The organism is Variovorax sp. dw_308, assembly GCF_019207085.1.
Taxonomy (GTDB): Bacteria; Pseudomonadota; Gammaproteobacteria; order Burkholderiales; family Burkholderiaceae_C; genus Variovorax.
Genome location: NZ_JAATOM010000022.1, coordinates 25,128 through 49,343, shown reverse-complemented (window position 1 = coordinate 49,343; position 24,216 = coordinate 25,128). Strand labels below are relative to the sequence as shown.

The window sequence follows — 24,216 nt, the reverse complement described above, 5'->3', positions numbered from 1 at the left end:
TCGACCACCGATGGTGCTCTCAGTCGATCGCGACCTTCGCATCCATGCGCTTCAGGCCGCCACGCGCGCAGCGGAGGGATGGGCCACGTCGGCCGGCGGACGCAGCGGCGTCACCTTGCTGTCGTCATCGCCTTCGTAGAGCCCGTGCAGGTCCTCCGGATCGCTCTTGCCGTCCAGCACTTGGGCAAGCCGGTCGCAGTCCACCGCGCCGACCCAGCGGGCGATGGCCACGGTGCCGACCGCATTGCCGATCGTGTTGGTGATGGCGCGCGCTTCCGACATGAAGCGGTCCACGCCCAGCAGCAGCACCATGCCGGCCACGGGGATCTTGCCCATCGAGGCGAGCGTCGCCGCCAGCGTGATGAAGCCGGAGCCGGTCACGCCCGCAGAGCCCTTCGAGGTCAGCAGCAGCACGCCCAGCACCACGAACTGGTCGGTCATCGTCAGCGGCGTGTTGGTGGCCTGGGCGATGAAGATTGCCGCCATCGTGTAGTAGATGCACTGGCCGTCAGGGTTGAAGGTGAGGCCGGCCGGCACCACCAGGCCTACCACCGGCTTCGACACGCCCGCATGCTCGAGCTTGCGCATCAGCTGCGGCACCACCGATTCCGATGAGCTGGTGCCCAGCACGGTGAACAGCTCGTCCTTGATGTACTTCAGGAACTTCCAGAGGCTGAAGCCGGAGATCTTCGAGATCGCGCCCAGCACCAGCGTCACGAACAGCAAGCAGGTGATGTACATCGTGCCCATCAGCTTGCCCAGCGACAGCACCGAGCCCAGCCCGTACTTGCCGACGGTGAAGGCCATCGCCCCGAAGGCCGCCAGCGGCGCGAGCCGCATGATCATGCCGACGACCGAGAACACTGCGTGCGTGAACGAATCGAGGAAGTCCACCACCGGCTTCGCACGCGGCCCGATGTGCGAGAGCGCCACGCCGAACATGGTCGCGAACACGAGGATCTGCAGGATGTCGTTCCTGGCCAGCGCGTCGACGATGCTGGTCGGCACCAGGTGCAGCACGAACTCGACGAAGCCTTCGGGCTTGGCGGCGGCTGCCGTGTAGCTGGCGATGGCCTTGGTGTCGAGCTGCGTGGCGTCGATGTTCATGCCATGGCCGGGCTGGAACACGTTGACGACCAGCAGGCCCAGCAGCAGCGCGAAGGTCGACAGCACCTCGAAGTAGATGAGCGCCCGGAAGCCGACGCGCCCGAGCTCCTTCATGTTCTCCATGCGGGCGATGCCGAGCACCACCGTCGCGAAGATGATCGGCGCGAAGACCATCTTGATGAGCTTGATGAAGATGTCGCCGAAGGGCTTGAAGTCGCTCGCCATATTGGGCGCGAAGATGCCGAGCAGCACACCGGCGAACACGCCGATGAGCACTTGCACGTAGAGTTTTCCGAGGTAGCGTCGCATGATTTGTCTCCGGGAGTGATGGGGGCGCGAGCCGGCCCCCGCGGCGCTTGAACGGCCGCTTCGGGGCAAGGCACGGCGCGCTGCGCCGGCCTGGGTGGAGGAGGTTGGCGGCCCGGGCGTGGCGCAGGGGTCAGGGCGAGAGACAACCCTCGCTCGGCGTCCGGGAAGCGGGCGCTCAGGCCGCCTTGCGCTGGCCGCTCGCAGTGACCTGTCCGCACACGGCCTTGGTCACGTCGGCCGTGGTCGCCTTGCCGCCGAGGTCGCGCGTATGCAGCGTCTTGTCGGCCGTGACCTTCTCGATGGCGGCCATCACGCGTGCTGCTGCTTCGGTCTCGCCAAGGTGCTCCAGCAGCATCACGACCGACCAGAAGGTGCCGATCGGATTGGCCAGGCCCTTGCCCATGATGTCGAAAGCCGAGCCGTGGATGGGCTCGAACATCGACGGGTAGCGGCGCTCCGGATCGATGTTGCCGGTGGGCGCGATGCCCAGGCTGCCGGCCAGTGCCGCGGCCAGGTCGCTCAGGATGTCGGCATGCAGGTTGGTTGCGACGATGGTGTCGAGCGAAGCCGGGTTGTTGATCATGCGGGCAGTCGATGCGTCGACCAACTCCTTGTCCCACTTGACGTCCGGAAACTCCCTGGAGATCTGCAGCGCGATCTCGTCCCACATCACCATCGCATGGCGCTGCGCGTTGCTCTTGGTGATGACCGTCAGCAGCTTGCGGGGACGCGACTGCGCCAGCCTGAAGGCGAAACGCATGATGCGTTCGACGCCGGCGCGGGTCATCATCGACACGTCGGTGGCAGCCTCGATCGGGTGGCCCTGGTGCACGCGGCCGCCGACGCCGGAGTATTCGCCTTCGGAGTTCTCGCGCACGATGACCCAGTTGAGATCGTCGGGGCCGCAGCGCTTGAGCGGGCCGTCGATGCCGGGCAGGATGCGCGTCGGGCGCACGTTGGCGTACTGGTCGAAGCCCTGGCAGATCTTCAGGCGCAGGCCCCAGAGGGTGATGTGATCGGGGATGTGCGGGTCGCCGGCGGAGCCGAACAAGATGGCGTCCTTGTCGCGCAGCGCGTTCAGCCCGTCGTCCGGCATCATCACGCCGTGCGCGCGGTGGTAGTCGCCGCCCCAGTCGAAGTTCTCGAACTCGAACCGGAAGTTGCCGCCGCCTGCGGCCAGCGCTTCGAGGACCTGCTGGCCGGCAGGCACGACTTCCTTGCCGATGCCGTCGCCGGGGATGGTTGCGATCTTGTACGTCTTCATGGGGTGTCTCCGAGGGGTGGTTGGGGGTGGAGTGAATGTATGGACTCGACAGCCTTTGCAGCCGGGCCTAAAGTGAATCCATCGTTAACCTGAACTCAACAATGGAGCGGCCATGGCCAGTGAAGTGCTGCCGGCCGATCTCGGCTTCTTCTCGACGCTGGCGAGTGCCGGCAGCCTCAGCGCGGCGGCGCGAGAGATGGGCAACACCACGCCGGCAGTGAGCAAGCACCTGGCCTTGATGGAGTCGCGCCTCGGCGTGTCGCTGGTCAACCGCACGACGCGGCGCATGAGCCTCACGCCCGAGGGCGAGCTGTACCTGGCGCATGCCCGCCGCATCCTCGGCGACATCGACAGCATGGGCGAGCTGCTGGGCGTCTCCAAGGCCACGCCCAAGGGCCTGCTGCGCGTCAACGCCACGCTCGGCTTCGGCCGCAGCCACGTGGCGCCACTGATCTCGAAGTTCGTCCGCGAGTACCCGCAGGTCGAGGTGCAATTGCAGTTGTCGGTGAACCCGCCGCCGCTGACGGAGGACGCGTTCGACGTCTGCATCCGCTTTGGCGCGCCGCCGGATTCGCGCGTGATCTCGCGGCGCATCGCGGCCAATCGAAGACTGTTGTGCGCCGCTCCGGAATACCTCGCGAAGCACGGCATCCCCAAGGTGCCCAACGACCTCGCCAGGCACAACTGCATCGGCATCCGCCAGGGCGAAGAGGCCTACGGCGTGTGGCGCCTGTCAGGCGGCAAGGGACGCAGCGCCAGCACCGAAGCCGTCAAGACGCGCGGCAACCTGGCCACGAACGATGGCGAGATCGCCGTGAAGTGGGCGCTCGATGGCCACGGCATCCTGATGCGGGCCGAGTGGGACATCGAGCGCTACCTGCGCGACGGCAGGCTCGTGCGCGTCCTGCCGCAGTACGACACGCCGGATGCGGACATTCATGCGGTGTATCCGCAGCGGCATCAGCTTGCCGCCAGGGTGCGCGCCTTCGTCGACTACGTGGCGCTGGCGTTCAAGGCGCAGGCAGCCGGCGCCTGAATGCCTTGCGCATAGCGCTCCATCAACACCCGCTTGTACAGCTTGCCGTTCTCCTGCCGGGGCAACTGCGCCACGAAGTCCACGCTGCGCGGGCACTTCAGGTGCGCGATGTGTTCGCGGCAGAACGCCATCAACGCCTGCGCCAACTCATCACTTGCAGCTTGCGGATCATTGAGCTCGATCACCGCCTTGACCTCCTCGCCGAACTCCGCATGCGGCACGCCGATCACGGCCACATCGCGCACGTCGGCATGTCCGGCGAGCAGGTTCTCGATCTCCTGCGGATAGATGTTCACCCCGCCTGAAAGAATCAGGTCGGTGCGCCGTCCCGAGATGTAGAGATACCCGTCCGCATCCACGTGCCCGATGTCGCCATACGTGGCGCGGCCTTGCGCATCGTAGGCCGCGGCCGTCTTCACCGGATCGTTGTGGTATTCGAAGCGGGGCGTGCCGGAGAAGTAGATCGCGCCTTGCTGCCCCGCCGGCAATTCCTCGCCGCCATCGCCGACGATGTGCACCGTGCCCAGCACCGGCCGTCCCACCGATCCCGGGCGCTGCAGCGCCTCGTCGCTGTAGAGGGCGGTCAGGCCGATGCTTTCCGAGCCGCCGTAGTACTCGATGACCACCGGTCCCCACCATTCGATGCAGCGCCGCTTCACATCGGGCGGGCAGGGCGCAGCGGCATGGATGAACATGCGCATGCTCGACAGGTCGTAGCGGCAGCGCACCGCCTCGGGCAGCGCCAGCATGCGGATCATCATCGTCGGCACCCACTGGCTGTGCGTGGCCTTGTGGCGCTCGACCAGCGCGAGCGCCTTCTCCGCATCGAAGCGCTTCATCACCACCACCGTGCCGCCGATCTCGATCATGCGGTTGGTGAAGCGCTTCGGCGCGGCGTGGTACAGCGGCGCGGGCGAAAGGTAGATGCTGTCGCGCGTCACGCGGTAGGTGTCGCGCCAGGCGGCGAAGTCGTACGCTTCCTTGAACCGGTCCTCGAAGGCGATCATCGGCCGGCGGATGCCCTTGGGCTTGCCGCTGGTGCCGGACGAGTACAGGAACTCGCGGCCGACCGGTCGCTGCGCCAGCGGCGTTGCAGGATCGAAGCGCGCCAGTTGCGCCGAAACCGAGGTCTCGGCCGGTCCTTCGTCATCCAGCATGAACACACGCCCCGCCCAGCCGCTGCCGGCCACCACCTCGCGTGCCAGTGCTGCCAGTTTCGGCGTGCTGACGAGCAGGGTCGCGCCGCAGTCGGTCATCACGTAGGCGATCTCGGCCGGCTTGAGTTGCGCGCTGATCGTCGTGTAGTAAAGCCCGGCGCGGCGCGCGCCCCAGCACAGCGCGTAGAACTCCGCCCGGTTCTCCATCAGCATCGCGATGCTGCCGCCCGCGGGCAGGCCCAGCGACACCAGCCATTGCGCGACCTGGGCCGAGCGGCGGTGCAGGTCGGCATATGTGACGGGCGTCGAGGCGTCTTCCTCCCAGACGGCGGGTTTGGCCGGGTTCTCCAAGGACCAGCGCTCCAGGTTATCCAGCACGTTGTCTCCGATTGTTCTTGTTCAGTACGACTTGGGCAGCCCCAGCACCTTTTCCGCGATGAAGCACAGCACGAGCTGCGGGCTGATCGGCGCGATGCGCGGGATGAGGCTCTCGCGCAGGTAGCGCTCGACGTGGTATTCCTTCGCGTAGCCGAAGCCGCCATGCGTCATCACCGCTTGCAGGCAGGCCTGGTAGCCGGCTTCTGCGCCGAGGAACTTGGCGGCGTTGGCTTCGGCGCCGCAAGGCATCCCGCGGTCGAAGCGGTCGGCAGCCTTCAGCATCATCAGGTTGGCCGCCTCGAGGTTCATCCAGCATTCGGCGAGCGGGTGCTGGATGCTCTGGTTCTTGCCGATGGGCCGGTCGAACACCACGCGTTCGTTGGCATATTGCGTGGCGCGGCGCAGCGCGACCTTGCCCAGGCCAATGGCCTCCGACGCAATCAGGATGCGCTCGGGGTTCATGCCGTGCAGGATGTAGTGGAAGCCCTTGCCTTCCTCGCCGATGCGATCTTCCACCGGCACGCGCAGGCCGTCGATGAACACCTGGTTGGAGTCCACCGCCTTGCGGCCCATCTTGTCGATCTCGCGCACTTCCACGAAGCGGCGGTCCAGGTCGGTGTAGAACAGGCTCAGGCCATCGGTGTGGTTCTTCACGTCCTCGATGGGCGTGGTGCGCGCCAGGATCAGCATCTTCTCGGCCACCTGCGCGGTCGAGATCCAGACCTTCTGGCCGTTCAGCACGTAGTGGTCACCGTCGCGTTCCGCACGCAGCTTCAGGCGCGTGGTGTTCAGGCCGGTGTTCGGCTCGGTGACCGCGAAGCAGGCTTTCTCGGTGCCCTTGACCAGTGGCGGCAGGATGCGCTGCTTCTGCGCGTCGGTCCCGAAGATCACCACCGGCGAGAGGCCGAAGATGTTCATGTGCACGGCCGATGCGCCCGTCATCCCGGCGCCGGATGCGCTGATGGTCTGCATCATCAGCGCGGCCTCGGTGATGCCCAGGCCGGAGCCGCCGTACGCCTCCGGAATGCAGATGCCGAGCCAACCGGCCTCGGCCAGCGCCCGATGCAACTCGAACGGAAAGCCGCCGTCCTTGTCCTTGCCGAGCCAGTAGTCGTCGTCGAACTGGTTGCAGATGCGGCCGACGGCGTCGCACACGGATTGCTGGTCTTCGGAGAGGTCGAAATTCATGCGCGGCGAGTGGAGCAGTCAGGTCAGGAAAGCGGGATGGCTCTCAGGGTGAGAAGGATTCCGTAGCGCGCGCCGAAGAACGCTCATGTTCAAGCCCCGAGCGTTGGCGGCGCGCCGAGCGCAGCCTCGATGCTGCGTGCCAGCGTGGCCAGCCGGGGGCCGACCTCCTCCAGCAGTTGACCCGGCTTCAACTCGAAGCTGGGCACGGTGCAGGCGAACACATAGATCTCGTCCGCGCTGCCGGCGCCGCGCAGGGGCACGGCCACGGCTTCCAGTTGGCGCTGCAGGTCGCCGTGGCTCACGCAGAAGCCGCGCTCGGCCAGGTCGGCGCGGGTTTCCTGCATGCGCTCGGCCAGCCAGGCGCCTTGCGCGGCGTCCGCCTCGCGAACGCTGTCGATGTAGCGCTGCGCCTGCTCCGTTGGCAGGGCGGCCAGGTAGGCGCGGCCCGAGGCGGTGCGCGACAGCGAGATGTGGCTGCCCATGGCGGGGCGCACCGTCACGCAATCCTTCGACTGCGCCAGTTCGATGAACACCAGGTCGAGGCCCAGCCCGAGGCCCAGCGAGACCTGCGCGCAGACCCGGTCGGCCAGCGCCTGCATGGGGCTGAAGGCGAGTTGCCGGATGGGCGTGCGGGCGAGCAGCGGCGCGGCCAGTCGTGCCAGGCCCGGCGCGGGCATGAAGCGGCCGTCGGCTTCCTCGTAGCGCAGCAGCCCGAGTTCGGTCAGCGTGGTTACCAGCCGGAAAAGCGTGGGTTTGGGCAGGCCCGTCGCGGTCATGAGGTCGCGCGCCGTGAGCGCCGGTGCATCGACGCTGAAGGCCTGGAGGATATGGACGCCGCGGGCGAGCGCACTGCCGCCCGGCTTGTCGGCATCGCCTGGTGTTTCCTGGAAACGAGACTCTTGATCCATTTCTCAATCCTTGGGATGCATTGTGTAGCGTTGTGTCGCTCAAATCAACGAATTTTGAGACATTGAGTTCGATTTGTTGGATCGAAGTTGATTCTGGCGATGGTATTCCACACACGGGGGCGTGCTGGCCGTGGCCGCGGCATTGCTACCCGCTGTAACGCGCAACACGGCCCGGGGCGAATGAGGTACACACGCCAGAACCTTGGGGTGCCCATGAAAATTGCCGTGTTCAGCGCCAAGCGCTACGACCGCGAATTCCTCGACCTGGCCAATGCGGGCCAGCAGCACCAGTTGCAGTATTTCGAGGCGTCGCTGGCGCCCGAATCGGCGGCGCTTGCCGCCGGCCATGAGGCGGTCTGCATCTTCGTCAACGACACCGTCGACGCCGCCATGCTCGAAGTGCTGCAGCGCGGCGGCACGAAGCTCGTCTGCCTGCGCTGCACCGGCTTCAACAACGTCGATCTCGCGGCCGCGGCGCGCCTGGGCATCAAGGTGGTGCGCGTGGTCGACTACTCGCCGTTCTCGGTGGCGGAGCATGCCGTGGCGCTGCTGCTGGCCATCAACCGGAGCATTCACCGCGCCTACAACCGGACGCGCGATTCCAATTTCTCCCTCGACGGGCTGATGGGATTCGACCTGCACGGAAAGACCGCCGCCGTGGTCGGTACCGGCAAGATCGGCCGCGTGTTCGCACGCATCATGCTGGGCTTCGGATGCGAGGTCATCGGCTACGACAAGTTTCCTTCCCGCGAATTCGAGGCGCTCGGTGCGCGATACGCGGAGCCCGGCGAGATCGGCGCGAGCGCCGACATCGTCTCGCTGCATTGCCCGCTGACCCCCGAGACCTACCACATCGTCAACGCCGAATCGCTGTCCCGCATGAAGCGCGGCGCCTTGCTGGTCAACACCAGCCGGGGCGGCCTGGTGGACGCGGAAGCAGCGATCGAGGCGCTCAAGACCGGGCAACTCGGCGGGCTGGCCCTGGACGTCTACGAGCAGGAAGCGGAACTGTTCTTCCGCGACCTGTCCAGCACCATCGTCACCGACGACGTGCTGCAGCGCCTGATCGCGTTTCCGAACGTGATCGTCACGGGCCACCAGGCCTTCTTCACGCGCGAGGCGATCACCACGATCTGCGAGACCACCGTGCGCAGCGTCAGCGAATTCGAGGCGGGTGCGGCGCTGTCGAACGAGATCAAGTTGTCCTGAAGACTGCCGTCACGCCGGCTTGGGCGCGTGGGCCCGACCCACCTCCGCGATCACCGCACGCAGCCACCGGTGCGCCGGCGCCAGGTGCGCGCGCTCGTGCCAGAGCTGATAGAAGCGCATCGTCGGAAAGCCCGAGGGCGCCTTCAGGATCACCAGTCCCAGCGATTGCGCGAAGTGCTCGGCGAAATGCCTGGCCGTGGTGAACACCAGGTCGGTGCGCGCGACCACATGCGGCGCGAGGCCGAAGTAGGGCACCGACACGCGTGCGTCGCGGGCCACATGCTGACGCGCCAGGTGCGTCTCGACCACGCCCCGATGCAACCCTGAATAGCGCATCGGCGCGACGTGCGATGCCGACAGGTACTGCGCTTCGGTCAACGCTTCGGCATCAGCCAGCGGATGGCCCGGTCGCACCATGCAAACCAGCTCGTCCTCCAGCAACAGCAAGGTGTGCAGCAGCTCGGGCGGGTTGGGCCAGTTGCCGATGATCACGTCCAGCAGGTCGTCGGCCAGCGCGCGTTCGCTGTCGAAATCGGGGCCCATCGGATGCACCTCCAGCCGGCACAGCGGCGCCTCTTCGCGGATGCGCCGCGCCACCTCGGCCAGCACCGAAGGCGCCAGGTAGTCGGGCGAGGCCACGCGGAAGGTGAGCGACGCTCGCTGCGCATCGAAGTCCTCGCGCGAGGCCACCAGCACCGACATCGCGTCCAGCGCCACCCGCGCCTGCGCCGCCAATTGCAGCCCGCGCTCGGTCGGGATCATGTCGAGCTTGTTGCGCACCAGAAGCGGATCCGAAAGGATCAGCCGCAGGCGCTTGAGCGCTGCGCTGACGGCCGGCTGGGTCTGGCCCATGCGCCGCGCCGCGCGTGAGACGCTGCGCTCCTCCACCAGCGCGCAGAGCGCGCGGATGAGGTAGCCATCGAGTTGGTCGACGTTGCTGCGTGAGGTCATTGCATTGCGGTCGGGGCAGGGCCCGAGCCGTGCCACATGGTCTTTGCTGATCGACTCTATATCGAAACCGCTGCCGCCGAGGCCTCCCGTTTTCGCTCGAAAAAGCGCAATCTTCGCCCTCTCGATCCACCCCCCGATCCAACCCCCGATCCGACCCCACCGAATCATCCCGGAGCCGCGCATGACCACCATTCCCTTGCCCTCCCCCGCAGTCGCGGGAACGGGCCCGACCGACGACCTCGACGCCACTTATCGCAAGATCACCTGGCGCCTCATTCCCTTCCTCTTCATCCTCTGGGTGCTGGCCTGGATCGACCGGGTCAACATCGGCTTCGTGAAGCTCACGATGCTCGACGACCTGAAGTGGAGCGACTCCATCTACGGCCTCGGCGCCGGCATCTTCTTCCTCGGCTACTTCTTCTTCGAGGTGCCGTCCAACCTGCTGCTGCAACGCATCGGCGCGCGCAAGACCATCACCCGCATCACCATGGGCTGGGGCGTCGTCTGCGTGCTGATGATGTTCGTCAAGACGCCCGCGATGTTCTACTTCCTGCGCTTCCTGATGGGCGTGTTCGAAGCGGGCTTCTACCCCGGCATCATCCTGTACCTCACCTACTGGTATCCGAGCGAGCGCCGGGCCAAGGCCTTCGGCATGTTCATGTCGGCGTCCGGCGTGGCGGGCGTGATCGGCGGGCCGCTCGCGGGCACCGTGATGAACAGCCTGAACGGCGTCAACGGCTGGGCCGGCTGGCAGTGGGTGTTCCTGGTCGAGGGCGTGCCGTCGATCATCGCGGCCTTCGTCACCTGGTTCTACCTGACCGACCGCCCGCAACAGGCCAAGTGGCTCTCGCCGGCGCAGCGCCAACTCATCGAGGACGACCTCGCACGCGACAGGGCCTCGCTCGGCCATCGCGAGGAGAGCCTGCTCGCATCGCTGAAGGACGGCCGCCTCTGGCTGCTGATCCTGGTGTTCTTCTGCGTGATCGCGGCCAACTCGTCGCTGACCTTCTTCGGCCCGTCGGTCGTGAAGGAAGTCGGTTTCACCGACCCGGCCACGGTCGGCTGGATCATGGCGGCCTCCTACCTGTTCGGCGCCATCGGCATGGTCGTCAACGGCCTGCACTCCGACCACAGCAAGGAGGCGCGGCTGCATTGCGCGTTTGCCGCGGCGCTCGGCGCGGTCGGCCTGCTGTTCACGTCGCTGTTCATCCAGGTGAGCCCGGTGCTGACGCTTGTCGCGCAGACGGTCGCCATCATCGGCACCATGAGCGCCATCCCGGTGTTCTGGCAGTTGCCGGGCCGCTTCCTCGCGGGCGCCGCAGCGGCCGGTGGCGTGGCGCTGATCAACTCGATTGCCAACCTCGCGGGCTTCGGTGCACCGGCCATGCTGGGCTTCATCAAGACGCAGACCGGCGGACTTGCTCCGGGCCTGCTGATCGTCGCCGCCGTCGAGGTGTGCGCGACGGTGCTGATCCTGCTGTTCGTTCCGCGCTTCGTCGCCAAGGCCAACGGAAAGTGATGCCAACGATGACCACTTCAACCCTCACGATCTCTGCCATCGCGGAGATGGACCACGGCACCTTCATCGACACACTCGGCGACCTGTTCGAACACGCGCCCTGGGTGGCCGAGGCGGCATGGGCCGTACGCCCCTTCGCCAGCGAAGACGCCCTGCATCGCGCCATGATGGAGGCGGTGCGCGCCGCACCGCTGCCCAGGCAGATCGCCTTCCTGCGCGGCCATCCCGAACTGGCCGGCAAGGAAGCACAGGCCGGCACGATGACCGGGCATTCGACCTTCGAGCAGCGCGGGCTGGACAGCCTGAGCCACGCGCAGGTCGTCGAGTTGCGCGAGCTCAACGCGGCCTATGCGCAGTGCCACGGCTTCCCCTTCATCATCGCCGTGCTGGGCCACACGCGCGCCGGCATCTTCGACGCGCTGCGCATGCGCATCCACCGCGATACGGACACCGAGCGCGAAGAGGCGCTGCGCCAGATCGGCCTGATCACGCGCCGCCGCCTCGCCGCGCTGTTCCGCGCCCCGGAATCCGATCGTTCACCGCTGGGAGCCACGACATGATCGACAAACCCCTGAGCCGTCGCTCATTCCTCCCCGCCAGCCTGGCGCTCGGCGGCCTTGGCCTGCAACTGGCCGGCAACGCTCGCGCCGCCGATGCACCCGCAACCCCGGTGATGCCGGCGGGTCTCACCGTCGCGCCGGTGTCGCAGGCCGAGCTGAGCCCCCGCCTCACGATGCACGCCATCGACATCTTCCACGGCACGCCGGGTGCGGGGATGAAGGCCGACCTGTCGATGTTCGACAGCGGAAGCTACAAGCCAGTCAAGTCGATAGAGACCGCAGCCAACGGCCGCTCCGCCGAGCCGCTGCTGCTGGAGGGCACCTACAAGGCCGGCCGCTACGAAGTGCTGCTGCACATCGACGAGTACTTCGCTCGCTTCGACACGCCGCTGCCCAAGCCGACCTTCCTGTCGACCGTGCCGCTGCGTTTCGTCGTGCGCAATCCGCAGGAACGGATCCACCTCGCGATCCTTTTCACGCCGTGGAGCTACTCGTACTACCGGGGCAGCTAAGGCGACTCTGAGCACCTCCTCAACGCACCAGGAACAACCACCATGGCAGGCATTTCCACCCACGTGCTCGACAGCGGCACCGGTCGCCCCGCAGCGGGCGTACGCATCGACTTCTCGGTCTTCGACGGAACCAGCTGGAAACTCGTCAAGACCCTCGCGACCAACAAGGACGGTCGAACCGACGCGCCCGTGCTGGCACCCGCGGACGCCAAGGTCGGGCAGTACGAGCTGCTGTTCTACATCGGCGACTACTTCCAGCGGCCCGGCGCCAACGCCACGGAGCTGCCCTTCCTCGACACCGTGCCGGTGCGCTTCTCGATCTTCGATGCGAAGCAGCACTACCACGTGCCGATGCTGTGCTCGGGCTGGAGCTGCTCGACCTACCGGGGCTCCTGAGCGCCCGACGCGGGGCGGCGGTCACATGGAGGAGCGTTGAGCCGCATCGCCCGGCAACACCTCCCGCACCGTGACCTCCATCTCCCCCATCTCCAGCGGCCCGTAGTTCGAAAGAAAGGCCACGTCGGCCGCGTCGCGCCCGTAGGCCACGACGATGCGCCCGCCGCGCGGTTGATCCTGCGTGCCGTCGAAGGTGTACCAGCGGCCGCCGACGAAGGCTTCGAACCATGCGTGCATGTCCATCGGGTCCAGCCGATGGAGGTAGCCCACCACGAACCGGGCCGGGATTCGCAGCGCGCGGCACAGGGCGATGCCCACGTGCGAGAAATCCCGGCACACGCCGGCGCCGTCGTTCAACGTGTCGAGGGCGTCGGTGCTGCCGGTGCTGACGCCGTACTTGTATTGCAGGTTGGCATGGCTCCAGCCGCGGATCGCCTCGACCTGTGCATAGCCCGCAGCGGCGTTGCCGACGATCTCCTGCGCCCTGTCGCCCATCTTGTCCGACGGGCAGTAGCGGCTTTGCAGCAGGTACTTCAACGCATCGAAAGGCAATTGCTCGACAGGCGTCGCCACGGCGTTGAAATCCACGGCGATGAGCTCGTCCGTCACCATGAGCATGTCGACTTCGATGCGCATCTGGCCCTGCGGGATCTTCAAGCGCTGGCACAGGTTGCCGAAGTCGTCGACGTATTCCGTGGTCGGCACCCACGGGTCGAGTTCGTAGCGCTCCTGCACCATCCATTGCGCCTCGCCGCTGCGTGGCCGCAGCATCGCGACGACAGGGCAGTCGCTGCTGGCGGTGACAGTCATCTTGCAGGTGGCGTGCAGCTTCATGGTGGTGCCGGGGTGTGGGGGAGGAAGGCGGACATGCAATTGACGCGCCACCGCGTGGGCGGTCCGGGATCGGGAGCCGAACGCAGAAGTCGCAAAGGTTCCGCAGAAGTCGCAAAAGGAAAACCAAATATTTTCTTTGAATTCCTTCTGCGTTCGGCACCCGTACCCGTACCCGCATCCTTGCCCGTACCGGCAGACGCGGACGGTACTACTTCGGTGCTCGTCCCGGTCGCCGCTAGGCACAAATCCGTATCCGCGCAGGGGTGAGCGGTAGCGGACAATCTGGCCCGCCCCCGGGCAGTTCGCTTGCCCCATCCACAACATAGATCAGAGAGACCGTCATGCATCGTGTCGCCATCAGCAGCACCGGCCTGTTCATTCCGCCGGAGGTGATCACCAATGAGGAATTGGTCGAGGCCTTCAACCAATACGCCGCGCTGGAAAACGCGAAGCATGCCGGGGAAATCGCCGCCGGCACCCACGCCGCACTGACCAGCTCCAGCGTCGAGTTCATCGAAAAGGCTTCCGGCATCAAGCGCCGCTACGTCATGGAAAAGTCCGGCGTGCTGGACCCCACGCGCATGCGCCCGGTCTTCACGCCCCGGCCCGACAACGAGCTTTCGCTGATGGCCGAGATTGCCGTCAAGGCCGCGCAGGACGCACTCCAGGCTGCTGGCAAGACGGCCGCCGATGTCGACATGGTGATCTGCGCCTCGGCCAACATGCAGCGCGCCTACCCGGCGATGGGCGTGGAGATCCAGACCGCGCTCGGCGTCCAGGGCTTCGGCTTCGACATGAACGTGGCCTGTTCGTCGGCCACCTTCGGGCTGGAGATGGCCTACAACGCGGTGCGCAGCGGCGGCGCGCGCGCGGTGCTGATGGTCAACCCCGAAATCACCTCGGCCCATCTGGCCTGGAAAGACCGCGACTGCCATTTCATCTTCGGCGATGTCTGTACCGCCGTGCTGGTGGAGCGCCTGGAACTGGCGCCGCCGGGCGCCTTCGAGGTGCTGGGCACTCGGGCCTTGACCACTTTTTCCAACAACATCCGCAACAACTTCGGGTTCATGTCGCGCGCCGAAGACCGCGACCCGGACGACCGCGACCAGCTCTTCCGCCAGGAAGGCCGCAAGGTCTTCAAGGAAGTCTGTCCCATGGCCGCCGACCACATCGAGCAGCACCTGGCCGCGTTCAGCTACGCCCCCGCCGACATGCGCCGCTTCTGGCTGCACCAGGCCAACCTGTCGATGAACCAGTTCATCGCGCGCCGCTTGCTTGGCCGCGACGCCACGGCGGACGAGGCGCCCGTGATCCTGGACGAATTCGCCAATACCGCCTCCGCCGGTTCCATCATCGCCTTCCACCGCCACCAGGCCGACTTCAAGGCCGGTGATCTCGGCGTGATCTGCTCGTTCGGCGCGGGCTATTCGATCGGCAGCGCGATCGTCAGGAAGCTTTGACCTTGCCTCCGGCGCCGGCCTCGAGGTCAAGCCTTGGGGTCCGGCAACGCGCGGGCCAATGCCGCGTTCACCTTCTTGAGCTTCTCGACCGACGCACTGAGTTGTTTCTCGATGCGTTCGGTCTGCGCGACGGCCCGGTCCACGTCTGGCGGCAGTGAACCCTTGGGCACCCCGTGGTCCAGCACTGCATGGACGACCGCGAGGTCATCCGAAGCCTTCTGCACCACCTGCGCCGCCTCCTTGTTTTCCTTCAGGGACTCGGCCAGGACGGCCGGATTGGCCGGGCCGGTGTATGACGACTGCTTGGACATGGGGATCCTCGTTTCGAGCAACGGCCCGATGCTATTGAAAATTGTGCAAGCTCGCTGCCGGAAGGAACAGGTCAGGCTGTCGGCCTACACGCATCGCGCGCCCTGCCCGTATAACCGGAGACCGTGTTGCTCTGCAACTTGACGCAACAAATCCGGCAGGGGCGCAACTGCCAAAAGCCATGCCCGTCGCCACCGTCCTCGTCGAAGACAGCAAGACCATCCGGGACAACCTGATCCCGGCGCTGGCGGAGCTCGCCGATGTGGATGTGGTCGCGATCGCCGAAACCGCGAGCGAGGCCGTGGCCATCCTCGAGGACCTCCACGACCGGTGGCAACTGGCGGTGGTGGATCTGTTCCTGCGGGAAGGGACCGGGCTGACCGTCTTGCGCGCCTGCCGGGACCGCTTGCCGCACCAGCGCCTGGTGGTGTTCACGAATTACCCCACCGAGGAGATGCGGCGCCGGAGCCTCGCGCTGGGCGCCGATGCGATCTTCGACAAATCGAAGGAACTCGACCTGTTCTTCGAGTGGTGCAGGCGCTGACCCACCTTGCGCGCGCAGCCGACTCCCGGCCATCGCACGGCTATGCTCGCCACCTTTCGAACGCCATTGCACCTGCCTTGAACATCCTCCCCCTCGACCCCTCCCGCTTCGACGCAGCCATCATCGACCTCGACGGCACCATGGTCGATACGATCGGCGATTTCGTCGTGGCGCTGAACCTCATGCTCGACGACTTCTCGCTGGGGTACGTCACTGCGCGCGACGTCGAGGCCATGGTCGGCAAGGGCTCCGAGCACCTGATCCGCTCGACCTTGCGCCACGTGCGTGGAAGCGAAGCCGACGAGGCGCTCTGCGATGCGGCCTGGCAGCGCTACACCCACCATTACCTCGTCATCAACGGCCGGCATTCGGCGGTCTACCCGGGCGCGCTGGAAGGCCTCGAGGCGCTGCGCGCCCAAGGCCTGCGGCTGGCCTGCCTGACCAACAAGCCGAACGATTTCGCCAGGCCCCTGCTCGCGGCCAAGGGGCTCGACGGCTACTTCGAATTCGTCTTCGGCGGAGACGCCTTCGAGCGCAAGAAGCCCGATCCGCTGCCCCTGCAGAAGACCTGCGCGGCGCTCGGCACCCCGCCCGCGCGCACGCTCATGATCGGCGATTCCAGCAACGACGCGCAGGCCGCCCGGGCCGCAGGATGCCCCGTCGTGCTCGTCACCTACGGGTACAACCACGGCGAGCCGATCCGGGGCGTCGACGCCGACGCCTTCGTCGACAGCCTGGCCGAAATCAGCCCGCCTTGCCCAGCAGCGCGTCCTTGAGCTTCCAGTCGGCCGGGTTCGGGCCGAGCCAGATCCGCACCAGCGCGTTGAAGAAGGCGTGCTCCTTGATCGGCTCGCCCTGCACCACGCCCTTGACGGTGATCACCGTGCCCACGTCCGGCACCCAGTCGATCAGGAAGTTGTCGCCCGCCTTCAACTGCTTCTGCTCCGAGAAGACCTGGCTCATCCGGAGCAGGCCCGGCACCAGGCTGCTGAATTCGTTGCGCGCCGAGTTGTCCTCCACGCCACGCGTGAACAGCTTGCCCAGTTCGTTGGCATCGATGTCGCGCAGCATCGTCACGGTGACGCGCTTGGGCCCGGTGGCCGCCAGCACTTCTTCGGGCGTGCCGACCTTCTTGCCCAGGTACAGGCCGGCCGTGTAGACCTTGAACACCGCCTTGTAGCGAATGCCGGCGCCGTTGAGCTGCAGCTTGCTGCCGCGCAGTTCGATGCCTTCTTCGAGCTTGACGCCCGCGACGTCGATGGTCGCGCCAGAAGCGGCGGTCCCGACCAAGGAGGCCAACGCCAGAAGAACCGAGGGAAGCGCACGCCGGATGGCGAACTGGAACATGTGTATCTCCGTGTCCTGTCTCAACTTCTCCCCGAGATGTATCTTTTTGTACGAGCATTCTCGCTCAGCTAAACTCCGCCGTTCCATGTTCATTCATCACGTCATCCAGACAGGTCAAGGCAGCCGGGGAGCCTGGCCCTGGCGTCGCCCGTCGTCGCTGTCTCGTTGATTGCACGGCGCACGCCGTGCGCCCGCGGCGCCTGATCACTTCTCGACTCAGGGCCAACCATGAATGACAACGCCACCGGCCAACGCAGCGCCGGCCGGCAGACGGAGGACATCCCGTGATCACCGAACTCGAATTCAAGAGCCTCAGCGCCCAGGGCTACAACCGCATCCCGCTGATGATCGAGGCCTTTGCCGACCTCGAGACCCCGCTCTCGCTCTACCTCAAGCTGGCGAACAGCAAGGACGGCGGCAAGTTCAGCTTCCTGCTCGAATCCGTCGTTGGCGGCGAGCGCTTCGGGCGCTATAGCTTCATCGGCCTGCCGGCCCGGACGCTGCTGCGTGCCAGCGGCTTCGCTGACGAGGCCCGCACCGAGGTCGTGACGGATGGCGTCGTGGTCGAGACGGCCACCGGCAATCCGCTCGACTTCATCGATGCCTACCAGCGCCGCTTCAAGGTCGCGCTGCGCCCCGGTTTGCCGCGCTTCTGCGGCGGCCTGGCCGGCTACTTCGGCTACGACGCCGTGCGCTACATCGAGAAGAAGCTCGAGAAGACATGCCCGCCCGACACGCTCGGCTGCCCCGACATCATGTTGCTGCAGTGCGAGGAACTGGCGGTCATCGACAACCTCTCCGGCAAGCTCTACCTGATCGTCTACGCCGACCCGACGCGCCCCGAGGCCTATCCCAATGCCAAGCGCCGCCTGCGCGAGCTGCGCGACCAGCTCAAGTACTCGGTGGCCGCGCCGCACGTCAAGCCGAGCCAGCCGCACCCGCCAGAGCGTTCCTTCGCCAAGGCCGACTACCTGGCCGCGGTGGAGCGTGCCAAGGAACTCATCGCCGGCGGCGACTTCATGCAGGTGCAGGTCGGCCAGCGCATCAGCAAGCGCTACACCGAGTCGCCGCTGTCGCTGTACCGCGCGCTGCGCTCGATGAACCCCTCGCCCTACATGTTCTTCTACAACATGGGCGACTTCCACGTGGTCGCCGCCTCGCCCGAGATCCTGGTGCGCCAGGAGAACATGCCCGACGGCGAGCAGAAGGTGACCATCCGTCCGCTCGCCGGCACCCGCCCGCGCGGCGCATCGATCGAGCTCGACAAGGCTGCCGAGGTCGAGCTCATCAACGACCCGAAGGAACGCGCCGAGCACGTCATGCTGATCGACCTGGCGCGCAACGACATCGGCCGCATCGCGAAGATCGGCACCGTGAAGGTGACCGAGGCTTTCGCGGTCGAGCGCTACAGCCACGTGATGCACATCGTGAGCAACGTCGAGGGCATCCTGAAGGACGGCATGAGGGCCATCGACGTGCTCAAGGCGACCTTCCCGGCAGGCACCCTGACCGGCGCGCCGAAGGTCCACGCGATGGAACTCATCGACGAGCTGGAACCCACCAAGCGCGGCCTGTACGGCGGCGCCTGCGGCTACATCAGCTACGCCGGCGACATGGACGTGGCCATCACCATCCGCACCGGCATCATCAAGGACCAGGTACTGCACGTGCAGGCAGCGGCGGGCGTCGTGGCCGATTCGGTGCCCGAGCTCGAATGGCGCGAAACCGAAGCCAAGGCGCGGGCACTCCTGCGTGCGGCCGAACTGGTCGAGGAGGGCCTGGAATGACCGCATCCGTCCCCCAGACCGACTTCTCGCACGAGATCATCGGCGCCGCGGTCGAGGTCCAGCGCATGCTGGGCACGGGCTTGAGCGAAGCCGCGTACGCCACGGCACTCGAAGTCGAACTCGCCGAGCGCGAGATCGGCTTCCAGCGCGACGTGCCCCTGTCGGCCAGCTACAAGGGCCGGCCGCTCGGCGAAGTGTGCCGTGCCGGTTTTGTCGTCGAGCAATCGGTCGTCGTCGAACTGCGGGCCGTGGAGGTGCTGAGCGACCTGCACCGGGCGCAAGTACAGGCCGCGCTGCGTCTGTCCGGCCTCAAGCTGGGCCTGCTGATCAACTTCAATGTGTTCCCCGTCGTCAAAGGCATCCACAGGATCGTGAGCAAGCCATGAAAGTCTTGATGATCGACAACTACGACTCGTTCACCTACAACATCGTCCAGTACCTGGGCGAGCTGGGGGCTGAGGTCGAGGTGCAGCGCAACGACGAGATCAGCGTCGAGCAGATCGGCGAGCGCATCGGCGCGGGCGTTACGCGTCTCGTCATCTCGCCCGGTCCGTGCTCGCCCGCGGAGGCCGGCGTGTCGGTCCCGGCCATCCAGGCCTTCGCCGGCAAGCTGCCCATCCTCGGCGTGTGCCTCGGCCACCAGGCCATCGGCGCAGCCTTCGGCGGCAAGATCATCCGCGCGCAACAGCTCATGCACGGCAAGACCAGCGAGATCACGACCACGCAGGAGGGCGTCTTCGCCGGCTTGCCTGAGAAATTCGTCGTCAACCGCTATCACTCGCTGTCCATCGAGCGTGCCAGCTGCCCGCCGGCGCTGGCCATCACCGCCTGGACGGACGATGGCGAAATCATGGGCGTGCGCCACACCGGCTACGCACACGACGTGCGCATCGAGGGCGTGCAGTTCCACCCCGAATCGATCCTCACCGAGCATGGCCACGCCATGCTCAAGAACTTCCTGGACTGAGCATGGCAACCGCTTCAAATACCGTCGACCTGCGCAGTGACACCGTCACGCAGCCCACGCCCGCGATGCGCGCGGCCATGGATGCCGCGCCGCTCGGCGACGACGTGTTCGCAAGCGATCCGAGCGTCAACGCGCTGCAGGAAAAGATCGCATCGATGCTCGGCTTCGAAGCCGCGCTGTTCGTCCCGACCGGCACGCAGAGCAACCTCTGCGCCATCCTCTCGCACTGCGGCCGTGGCGACGAATACATCGTCGGCCAGATGGCCCATTGCTATCGCTGGGAAGGCGGCGGCGCAGCGGTGTTCGGCAGCGTGCAGCCGCAGCCGCTGGACCACGCGGCCGATGGCTCGATCCCGCTCGCGCAGATCGAGGCGGCGATCAAGCCCGATGACGCGCACTTCGCGCGGACGAAGATGCTCGCGTTGGAGAACACCCTTGGCGGCAAGCTGCTGCCCTTCGACTACGTGCAAGCCGCCACCGACCTCGCGAAATCGAAGGGCTTGCAGCGCCACCTCGACGGCGCGCGCCTTTTCAATGCCGCCGTGGCCCAGGCCGCAACCACCGGCGGACACGCGCGCGCCGAAGCCCGCCGCATCGCCCAGTGCTTCGACAGCGTCTCGGTCTGCTTCAGCAAGGGCCTCGGCGCGCCGATCGGCTCCGCGCTGTGCGGCTCGCGCGAGTTCATCGCGCGCGCGCACCGCATCCGCAAGATGGCCGGCGGCGGCATGCGCCAGTCGGGCCTGCTGGCGGCCGCGGCGTCGCACGCGCTCGACCACCACGTCGATCGACTGGCCGACGACCACGCGCTGGCGCAACGGCTGGCGCAGGGCCTGTCGGGCATCGACGGCTTCATCGTCGAGCCGCCCCAGACCAACATCGTGTTCGTGGACCTCGAAGGCCCGGCCAAGGCCCGCTCGGCCGGGCTGATGGCGTACCTCGGCGAGCAGGGCGTCCTGGCGACGGGCCTCTACAAGCTGCGCTTCGTCACGCACCTGGACGTCGATGCGGCAGGTGTCGACCGCGCGATCGAAACGGTCCGCGCGTATTTCAGGAACTGAAGGCGCTGGGATGCCGGATCTTTCGCATCTGCTGGTCTTCATCGCGGCCGGCTGGCTGCTCAACCTCACGCCCGGCCCGGACGTGTTCTACATCGTCAGCCACGCGCTGCGCTCGGGTACGCGCGCCGGGATCGTGGCGGGCCTCGGCATCACCGCGGGCTGCTTCGTGCACATCGGCGCTGCCGCATTGGGCGTGAGCACCTTGCTGGCCACGTCGGCGCATGCGTTCACCGTGCTCAAGTTCATTGGCGCCGCGTACCTGCTGTACATGGGCATGCGCATGATCTTTGCCAAGGCGTCGCCGGCCACCGACCTGGTTGCGATGGCGTCGGCCACGGCGCCGCGCAGCCTGCGGGCCGTCTTCATGGGCGGCTTCTGGACCAATGTGCTGAACCCGAAGGTCGCGCTGTTCTTCCTGGCCTTCGTGCCGCAATTCATCGCGCCCGACGTGGACAACAAGGCGCTGGCCTTCGTGCTGCTCGGCGTGCTCTTCAACGTCAACGCGATCCCGGTGAATTCGGGCTGGGCGCTGGCCGGTGCCTGGATGGCCCGCCGCGATGCGGTGCAGAAGGGCATGCATTGGCTCGACCGCATCGCCGGCGCCATGTTCATCGGCTTCGGCATCAAGCTCGCACTGTCGGACGCACCCGCCGCGCACTGACGCATTCAAATCAAGGAGACACCATGCCCATCACCCCCCAGGAAGCGCTGCAGCGCACCATCGAGCACCGCGAAGTCTTCCACGACGAGATGCTGCACATCGTGCGGCTGATCATGAGCGGCGAATGCTCGCCCGTGATGATGGCCGCGCTCATCACCGGCCTGCGCGTCAAGAAGGAAACCATCGGCGAGATCACCGCCGCCGCGCAGGTCATGCGCGAGGTATCGACCAAGGTGCCGGTGGCGGACACCCGGAACCTGGTCGACATCGTCGGCACCGGCGGTGACGGTTCGCACACCTTCAACATTTCCACCTGTTCGATGTTCGTCGCGGCGGCAGCGGGGGCCAAGGTCAGCAAGCATGGCGGGCGCAGCGTGTCGAGCAAGTCGGGCAGCGCCGACGTGCTGGAGTCGCTGGGCGTCAACATCAACCTCAAGCCCGAGCAGATCGCGAAGTGCATTGCCGACGTCGGCATCGGATTCATGTTCGCGCCCAACCACCATCCGGCGATGAAGAACGTCGCCCCGGTGCGCAAGGAACTCGGCATCAAGACGATCTTCAACATCCTCGGCCCGCTGACCAACCCGGCCGGCGCGCCGAACATCCTCATGGGCGTGTTCCATGCCGACCTGGTCGGCATCCAGGTTCGCGCGCTGCAACGCCTCGGCACCGAGCATGCGATGGTCGTCTACGGCCGCGATGGCATGGATGAGATCTCGCTCGGCGCGGCGACCCTGGTCGGCGAACTCAAGCACGGCGAGATCCGCGAATACGAGCTGCATCCCGAGGACTTCGGCTTTTCGATGTCGAGCAACCGCGCCCTGCGTGTGGAAACGCCTGACCAGTCGAAGGCCATGCTCATGAGCGTGCTCGACAACCAGCCCGGGCCGGCACGCGACATCGTCGTGCTCAACGCGGGCGCGGCGCTCTATGCGGCGAACGTGGTCGACTCCGTGGCGGCGGGCGTCGCCAAGGCGCGCACGGCCATCGAGTCCGGCGCGGCAAAGGCCAAGCTCGCTGAACTGGTCAAGGCGACGACGGCTGCGGGGGCGAACTGAGCATGTCCGACATCCTCGACAAGATCGTTGCGGTCAAGCACCAGGAAGTGGCGGCGCTGAAGCAGCGCACGCCGCTCGACGCCATCCGCTTCGATGCGGAAAGCCGCGTGCTCACGCGCGACTTCGTGGGCGCCATGCGGGCGAAGATCGCGGCAGGGCAGGCGGCGGTGATCGCGGAGGTCAAGAAGGCGAGCCCCAGCAAGGGCGTGATCCGCGCCGACTTCATCCCGGCCGACATCGCGCAGAGCTATGCGGAAGGCGACGGCACCGTCAGCGCAGCCTGCCTCTCGGTGCTGACCGACAAGCAGTTCTTCCAGGGCGGCATCGACTACCTCAAGCAGGCGCGCGCTTCCTGCGAGTTGCCGGTGCTGCGCAAGGATTTCATGGTCGACGCATGGCAGATCTACGAATCGCGTGCGATCGGCGCCGATGCGATCCTGCTGATCGCGGCCGTGCTGGATGACGCACAGATGAGGGACTTCGAAGCCATCGCGCTGGGTCTGGGCATGGCGGTGCTGGTCGAGGTGCATGACGCAGAGGAACTGGGGCGCGCGCTGAAGCTCAAGACGCCGCTGGTGGGGGTCAACAACCGCAACCTGCGCAACTTCGAGGTGTCGATCCAGACCACGATCGACCTGCTGCCCAAGCTACCTTCGGATCGCTTGATGGTCACCGAGTCGGGCATCGCCACCCGTGACGACGTTGCCAGGCTGCGCGCCGCCGGCATCCACGCCTTCCTGGTCGGCGAGACCTTCATGCGCGCCGACGAACCGGGCGACGCGCTCGCCGAACTGTTCCGCTGAGGCGTCGGCATGGCAGACCCGCGCACGGATCAACTGTCGAGCAACGACCCGGCCGATTGGCCGGTCGCGCCCGGCTGGCAGCCGCTCGTCGACGAATTCCTGGGCGGCGCAGTCGGGCAGAAGCTGCTGGGCTTCCTCGGCGAGCGCCTGGCGGCGGGCGCCGTCATTTTCCCGCCGCATCCGCTGCGCGCCCTCGAACTGACGCCGCCGGAGCAGGTACGCGTCGTGATCCTCGGCCAGGACCCGTACCACGGCCGCGGGCAGGCGGAGGGACTTGCGTTCTCCGTCGCGCCGGGCGTGCCCATTCCGCCGTCCTTGCGCAACATCTTCAAGGAGTTGCAGCGCGACCTCGGCACGCCGACGCCGCCGTTCCCGAATCCGGGCGGCAGTCTGGTGAACTGGGCCAAAAAGGGCGTGCTGCTGCTCAACACCTGCCTGACGGTCGAGGAGGCCCAGCCGGCCAGCCATGCGGGCCGAGGCTGGGAAGTGCTGACCGATGCCATCATCCGCCATGTGGCGCAGGGCGAGTGGCCGGTCGTCTTCATGCTCTGGGGCGCCCACGCCCAGGGCAAACGGGCCCTGATCGACATGAAACGCCACAAGGTGCTGGTGGCCAACCACCCTTCGCCCCTGTCGGCCCTGCGGCCGCCGCTGCCTTTCATCGGATGCGGTCATTTCGGGCAGGCGAGGGCCTGGCGGGACGCGCAAGGCACGGCTTCGGTGTGAAATTCCGGGTAGCGGATCGACGGCCTCTTCTATTCGTGCTATATTCCGAGGCTCGCTGGAGAGGTGGCCGAGTGGTTAATGGCAGCAGACTGTAAATCTGCCCTCTTACGAGTACGCTGGTTCGAATCCAGCCCTCTCCACCAGCGATGAAACGGACAGAAAGAGCGT

At 66.6% G+C, this 24,216-nt stretch carries 26 protein-coding genes and 1 tRNA gene; 18 read left to right on the top strand and 9 right to left on the bottom strand.

Annotated features, from left to right (window positions below; genetic code table 11):
• Positions 1-51 precede the first annotated feature (51 nt).
• A complete protein-coding gene (gene dctA / locus HCU76_RS29200) occupies positions 52-1,419 on the bottom strand; it encodes a C4-dicarboxylate transporter DctA (protein WP_371319920.1) in 1,368 nt (455 codons plus the stop codon).
• 172 nt (positions 1,420-1,591) lie between these two features.
• On the bottom strand, positions 1,592-2,680 hold the full coding sequence (locus HCU76_RS29195; RefSeq protein WP_218511250.1) for a tartrate dehydrogenase: 1,089 nt from the start codon (positions 2,678-2,680) through the stop codon (positions 1,592-1,594).
• Positions 2,681-2,792: 112 nt separating this feature from the next.
• Between HCU76_RS29195 and HCU76_RS29190 the strand changes: the two genes are divergently transcribed.
• A complete protein-coding gene (locus HCU76_RS29190; RefSeq protein WP_218511249.1) occupies positions 2,793-3,716 on the top strand; it encodes a LysR substrate-binding domain-containing protein in 924 nt (307 codons plus the stop codon).
• Here HCU76_RS29190 and HCU76_RS29185 read toward each other — a convergent pair.
• The 3 genes from HCU76_RS29185 to HCU76_RS29175 form a co-directional block, all read right to left on the bottom strand.
• Positions 3,674-5,251: an AMP-binding protein gene (locus HCU76_RS29185; RefSeq protein ID WP_371319916.1), complete on the bottom strand. Its 1,578-nt coding sequence runs from the start codon at positions 5,249-5,251 to the stop codon at positions 3,674-3,676. The two genes, HCU76_RS29190 and HCU76_RS29185, sit on opposite strands and share 43 nt — an antisense overlap.
• A 21-nt stretch (positions 5,252-5,272) precedes the next feature.
• The gene (locus HCU76_RS29180) at positions 5,273-6,439 is read right to left on the bottom strand and encodes an acyl-CoA dehydrogenase family protein (RefSeq protein WP_218511248.1); all 1,167 of its coding nucleotides are present in this window, start codon (positions 6,437-6,439) and stop codon (positions 5,273-5,275) included.
• Between the two features lie 89 nt (positions 6,440-6,528).
• Positions 6,529-7,347, bottom strand: coding sequence for an IclR family transcriptional regulator (locus HCU76_RS29175; protein ID WP_218511247.1), 819 nt, complete (start codon positions 7,345-7,347; stop codon positions 6,529-6,531).
• 213 nt (positions 7,348-7,560) lie between these two features.
• On the opposite strand from HCU76_RS29175, the gene HCU76_RS29170 reads away from it, so the two are divergent.
• Positions 7,561-8,556, top strand: a complete 996-nt coding sequence (locus HCU76_RS29170) for a 2-hydroxyacid dehydrogenase (RefSeq protein WP_218511246.1) — start codon at positions 7,561-7,563, stop codon at positions 8,554-8,556.
• Positions 8,557-8,565: 9 nt separating this feature from the next.
• Here HCU76_RS29170 and HCU76_RS29165 read toward each other — a convergent pair whose 3' ends face one another.
• Positions 8,566-9,507 carry a LysR family transcriptional regulator gene (locus HCU76_RS29165; RefSeq protein ID WP_213958074.1) on the bottom strand — a complete coding sequence of 314 codons (942 nt, stop codon included), beginning with the start codon at positions 9,505-9,507 and terminating at the stop codon, positions 8,566-8,568.
• A 181-nt stretch (positions 9,508-9,688) separates the two neighbouring features.
• Here HCU76_RS29165 and HCU76_RS29160 point away from each other — a divergent pair, with 181 nt between their 5' ends.
• The 4 genes from HCU76_RS29160 to uraH are packed head-to-tail and all read left to right on the top strand — an operon-like array spanning position 9,689 to position 12,494.
• Positions 9,689-11,026 carry an MFS transporter gene (locus HCU76_RS29160; RefSeq protein WP_218511245.1) on the top strand — a complete coding sequence of 446 codons (1,338 nt, stop codon included), beginning with the start codon at positions 9,689-9,691 and terminating at the stop codon, positions 11,024-11,026.
• Between the two features lie 8 nt (positions 11,027-11,034).
• The gene (gene uraD / locus HCU76_RS29155; protein ID WP_256354553.1) at positions 11,035-11,586 is read left to right on the top strand and encodes a 2-oxo-4-hydroxy-4-carboxy-5-ureidoimidazoline decarboxylase; all 552 of its coding nucleotides are present in this window, start codon (positions 11,035-11,037) and stop codon (positions 11,584-11,586) included.
• On the top strand, positions 11,583-12,098 hold the full coding sequence (locus HCU76_RS29150; RefSeq protein ID WP_218511243.1) for a hydroxyisourate hydrolase: 516 nt from the start codon (positions 11,583-11,585) through the stop codon (positions 12,096-12,098). The genes uraD and HCU76_RS29150 overlap by 4 nt, the downstream gene beginning before the upstream one ends.
• A 42-nt stretch (positions 12,099-12,140) precedes the next feature.
• Positions 12,141-12,494 carry a hydroxyisourate hydrolase gene (gene uraH, locus HCU76_RS29145; protein WP_213958070.1) on the top strand — a complete coding sequence of 118 codons (354 nt, stop codon included), beginning with the start codon at positions 12,141-12,143 and terminating at the stop codon, positions 12,492-12,494.
• A gap of 21 nt (positions 12,495-12,515) precedes the next feature.
• Here uraH and HCU76_RS29140 read toward each other — a convergent pair whose 3' ends face one another.
• Positions 12,516-13,328, bottom strand: coding sequence for a transglutaminase family protein (locus HCU76_RS29140; protein ID WP_218511242.1), 813 nt, complete (start codon positions 13,326-13,328; stop codon positions 12,516-12,518).
• Between the two features lie 341 nt (positions 13,329-13,669).
• On the opposite strand from HCU76_RS29140, the gene HCU76_RS29135 reads away from it, so the two are divergent.
• A complete protein-coding gene (locus HCU76_RS29135; protein WP_213958068.1) occupies positions 13,670-14,788 on the top strand; it encodes a beta-ketoacyl-ACP synthase III in 1,119 nt (372 codons plus the stop codon).
• A 26-nt stretch (positions 14,789-14,814) separates the two neighbouring features.
• Here HCU76_RS29135 and HCU76_RS29130 read toward each other — a convergent pair whose 3' ends face one another.
• Entirely contained in the window at positions 14,815-15,099 is a 285-nt protein-coding gene (locus HCU76_RS29130; RefSeq protein ID WP_218511241.1) for a hypothetical protein, read from the bottom strand.
• Positions 15,100-15,278: 179 nt separating this feature from the next.
• Between HCU76_RS29130 and HCU76_RS29125 the strand changes: the two genes are divergently transcribed.
• Positions 15,279-15,641, top strand: coding sequence for a response regulator (locus HCU76_RS29125; protein WP_218511240.1), 363 nt, complete (start codon positions 15,279-15,281; stop codon positions 15,639-15,641).
• Between the two features lie 77 nt (positions 15,642-15,718).
• Positions 15,719-16,417 carry a phosphoglycolate phosphatase gene (locus HCU76_RS29120; RefSeq protein WP_256354552.1) on the top strand — a complete coding sequence of 233 codons (699 nt, stop codon included), beginning with the start codon at positions 15,719-15,721 and terminating at the stop codon, positions 16,415-16,417.
• On the opposite strand, the gene HCU76_RS29115 is transcribed toward HCU76_RS29120, so the two are convergent.
• Positions 16,386-16,988, bottom strand: a complete 603-nt coding sequence (locus HCU76_RS29115; protein ID WP_213958065.1) for a chalcone isomerase family protein — start codon at positions 16,986-16,988, stop codon at positions 16,386-16,388. The two genes, HCU76_RS29120 and HCU76_RS29115, sit on opposite strands and share 32 nt — an antisense overlap.
• Before the next feature lie 284 nt (positions 16,989-17,272).
• Between HCU76_RS29115 and trpE the strand changes: the two genes are divergently transcribed.
• From trpE to HCU76_RS29070, 9 genes are all read left to right on the top strand, one after another.
• The gene (trpE, locus tag HCU76_RS29110) at positions 17,273-18,775 is read left to right on the top strand and encodes an anthranilate synthase component I (protein WP_213958064.1); all 1,503 of its coding nucleotides are present in this window, start codon (positions 17,273-17,275) and stop codon (positions 18,773-18,775) included.
• Positions 18,772-19,161 (top strand): GxxExxY protein, encoded by a 390-nt coding sequence (locus HCU76_RS29105; RefSeq protein WP_213958063.1) that lies wholly within the window; start codon positions 18,772-18,774, stop codon positions 19,159-19,161. The genes trpE and HCU76_RS29105 overlap by 4 nt, the downstream gene beginning before the upstream one ends.
• Positions 19,158-19,742, top strand: a complete 585-nt coding sequence (locus tag HCU76_RS29100) for an aminodeoxychorismate/anthranilate synthase component II (protein ID WP_213958062.1) — start codon at positions 19,158-19,160, stop codon at positions 19,740-19,742. The genes HCU76_RS29105 and HCU76_RS29100 overlap by 4 nt, the downstream gene beginning before the upstream one ends.
• A gap of 2 nt (positions 19,743-19,744) precedes the next feature.
• Positions 19,745-20,800, top strand: coding sequence for a low-specificity L-threonine aldolase (gene ltaE / locus HCU76_RS29095; protein ID WP_213958061.1), 1,056 nt, complete (start codon positions 19,745-19,747; stop codon positions 20,798-20,800).
• A gap of 10 nt (positions 20,801-20,810) precedes the next feature.
• Positions 20,811-21,461, top strand: a complete 651-nt coding sequence (locus tag HCU76_RS29090) for a LysE family translocator (protein ID WP_213958060.1) — start codon at positions 20,811-20,813, stop codon at positions 21,459-21,461.
• A 23-nt stretch (positions 21,462-21,484) separates the two neighbouring features.
• The gene (gene trpD / locus HCU76_RS29085; protein WP_213958059.1) at positions 21,485-22,519 is read left to right on the top strand and encodes an anthranilate phosphoribosyltransferase; all 1,035 of its coding nucleotides are present in this window, start codon (positions 21,485-21,487) and stop codon (positions 22,517-22,519) included.
• Positions 22,520-22,521: 2 nt separating this feature from the next.
• Positions 22,522-23,322 carry an indole-3-glycerol phosphate synthase TrpC gene (gene trpC / locus HCU76_RS29080; protein WP_213958058.1) on the top strand — a complete coding sequence of 267 codons (801 nt, stop codon included), beginning with the start codon at positions 22,522-22,524 and terminating at the stop codon, positions 23,320-23,322.
• 9 nt (positions 23,323-23,331) lie between these two features.
• A complete protein-coding gene (locus HCU76_RS29075; RefSeq protein WP_218511239.1) occupies positions 23,332-24,048 on the top strand; it encodes a uracil-DNA glycosylase in 717 nt (238 codons plus the stop codon).
• Positions 24,049-24,105: 57 nt separating this feature from the next.
• Positions 24,106-24,191 (top strand) — tRNA-Tyr (locus HCU76_RS29070).
• Positions 24,192-24,216: the final 25 nt, after the last annotated feature.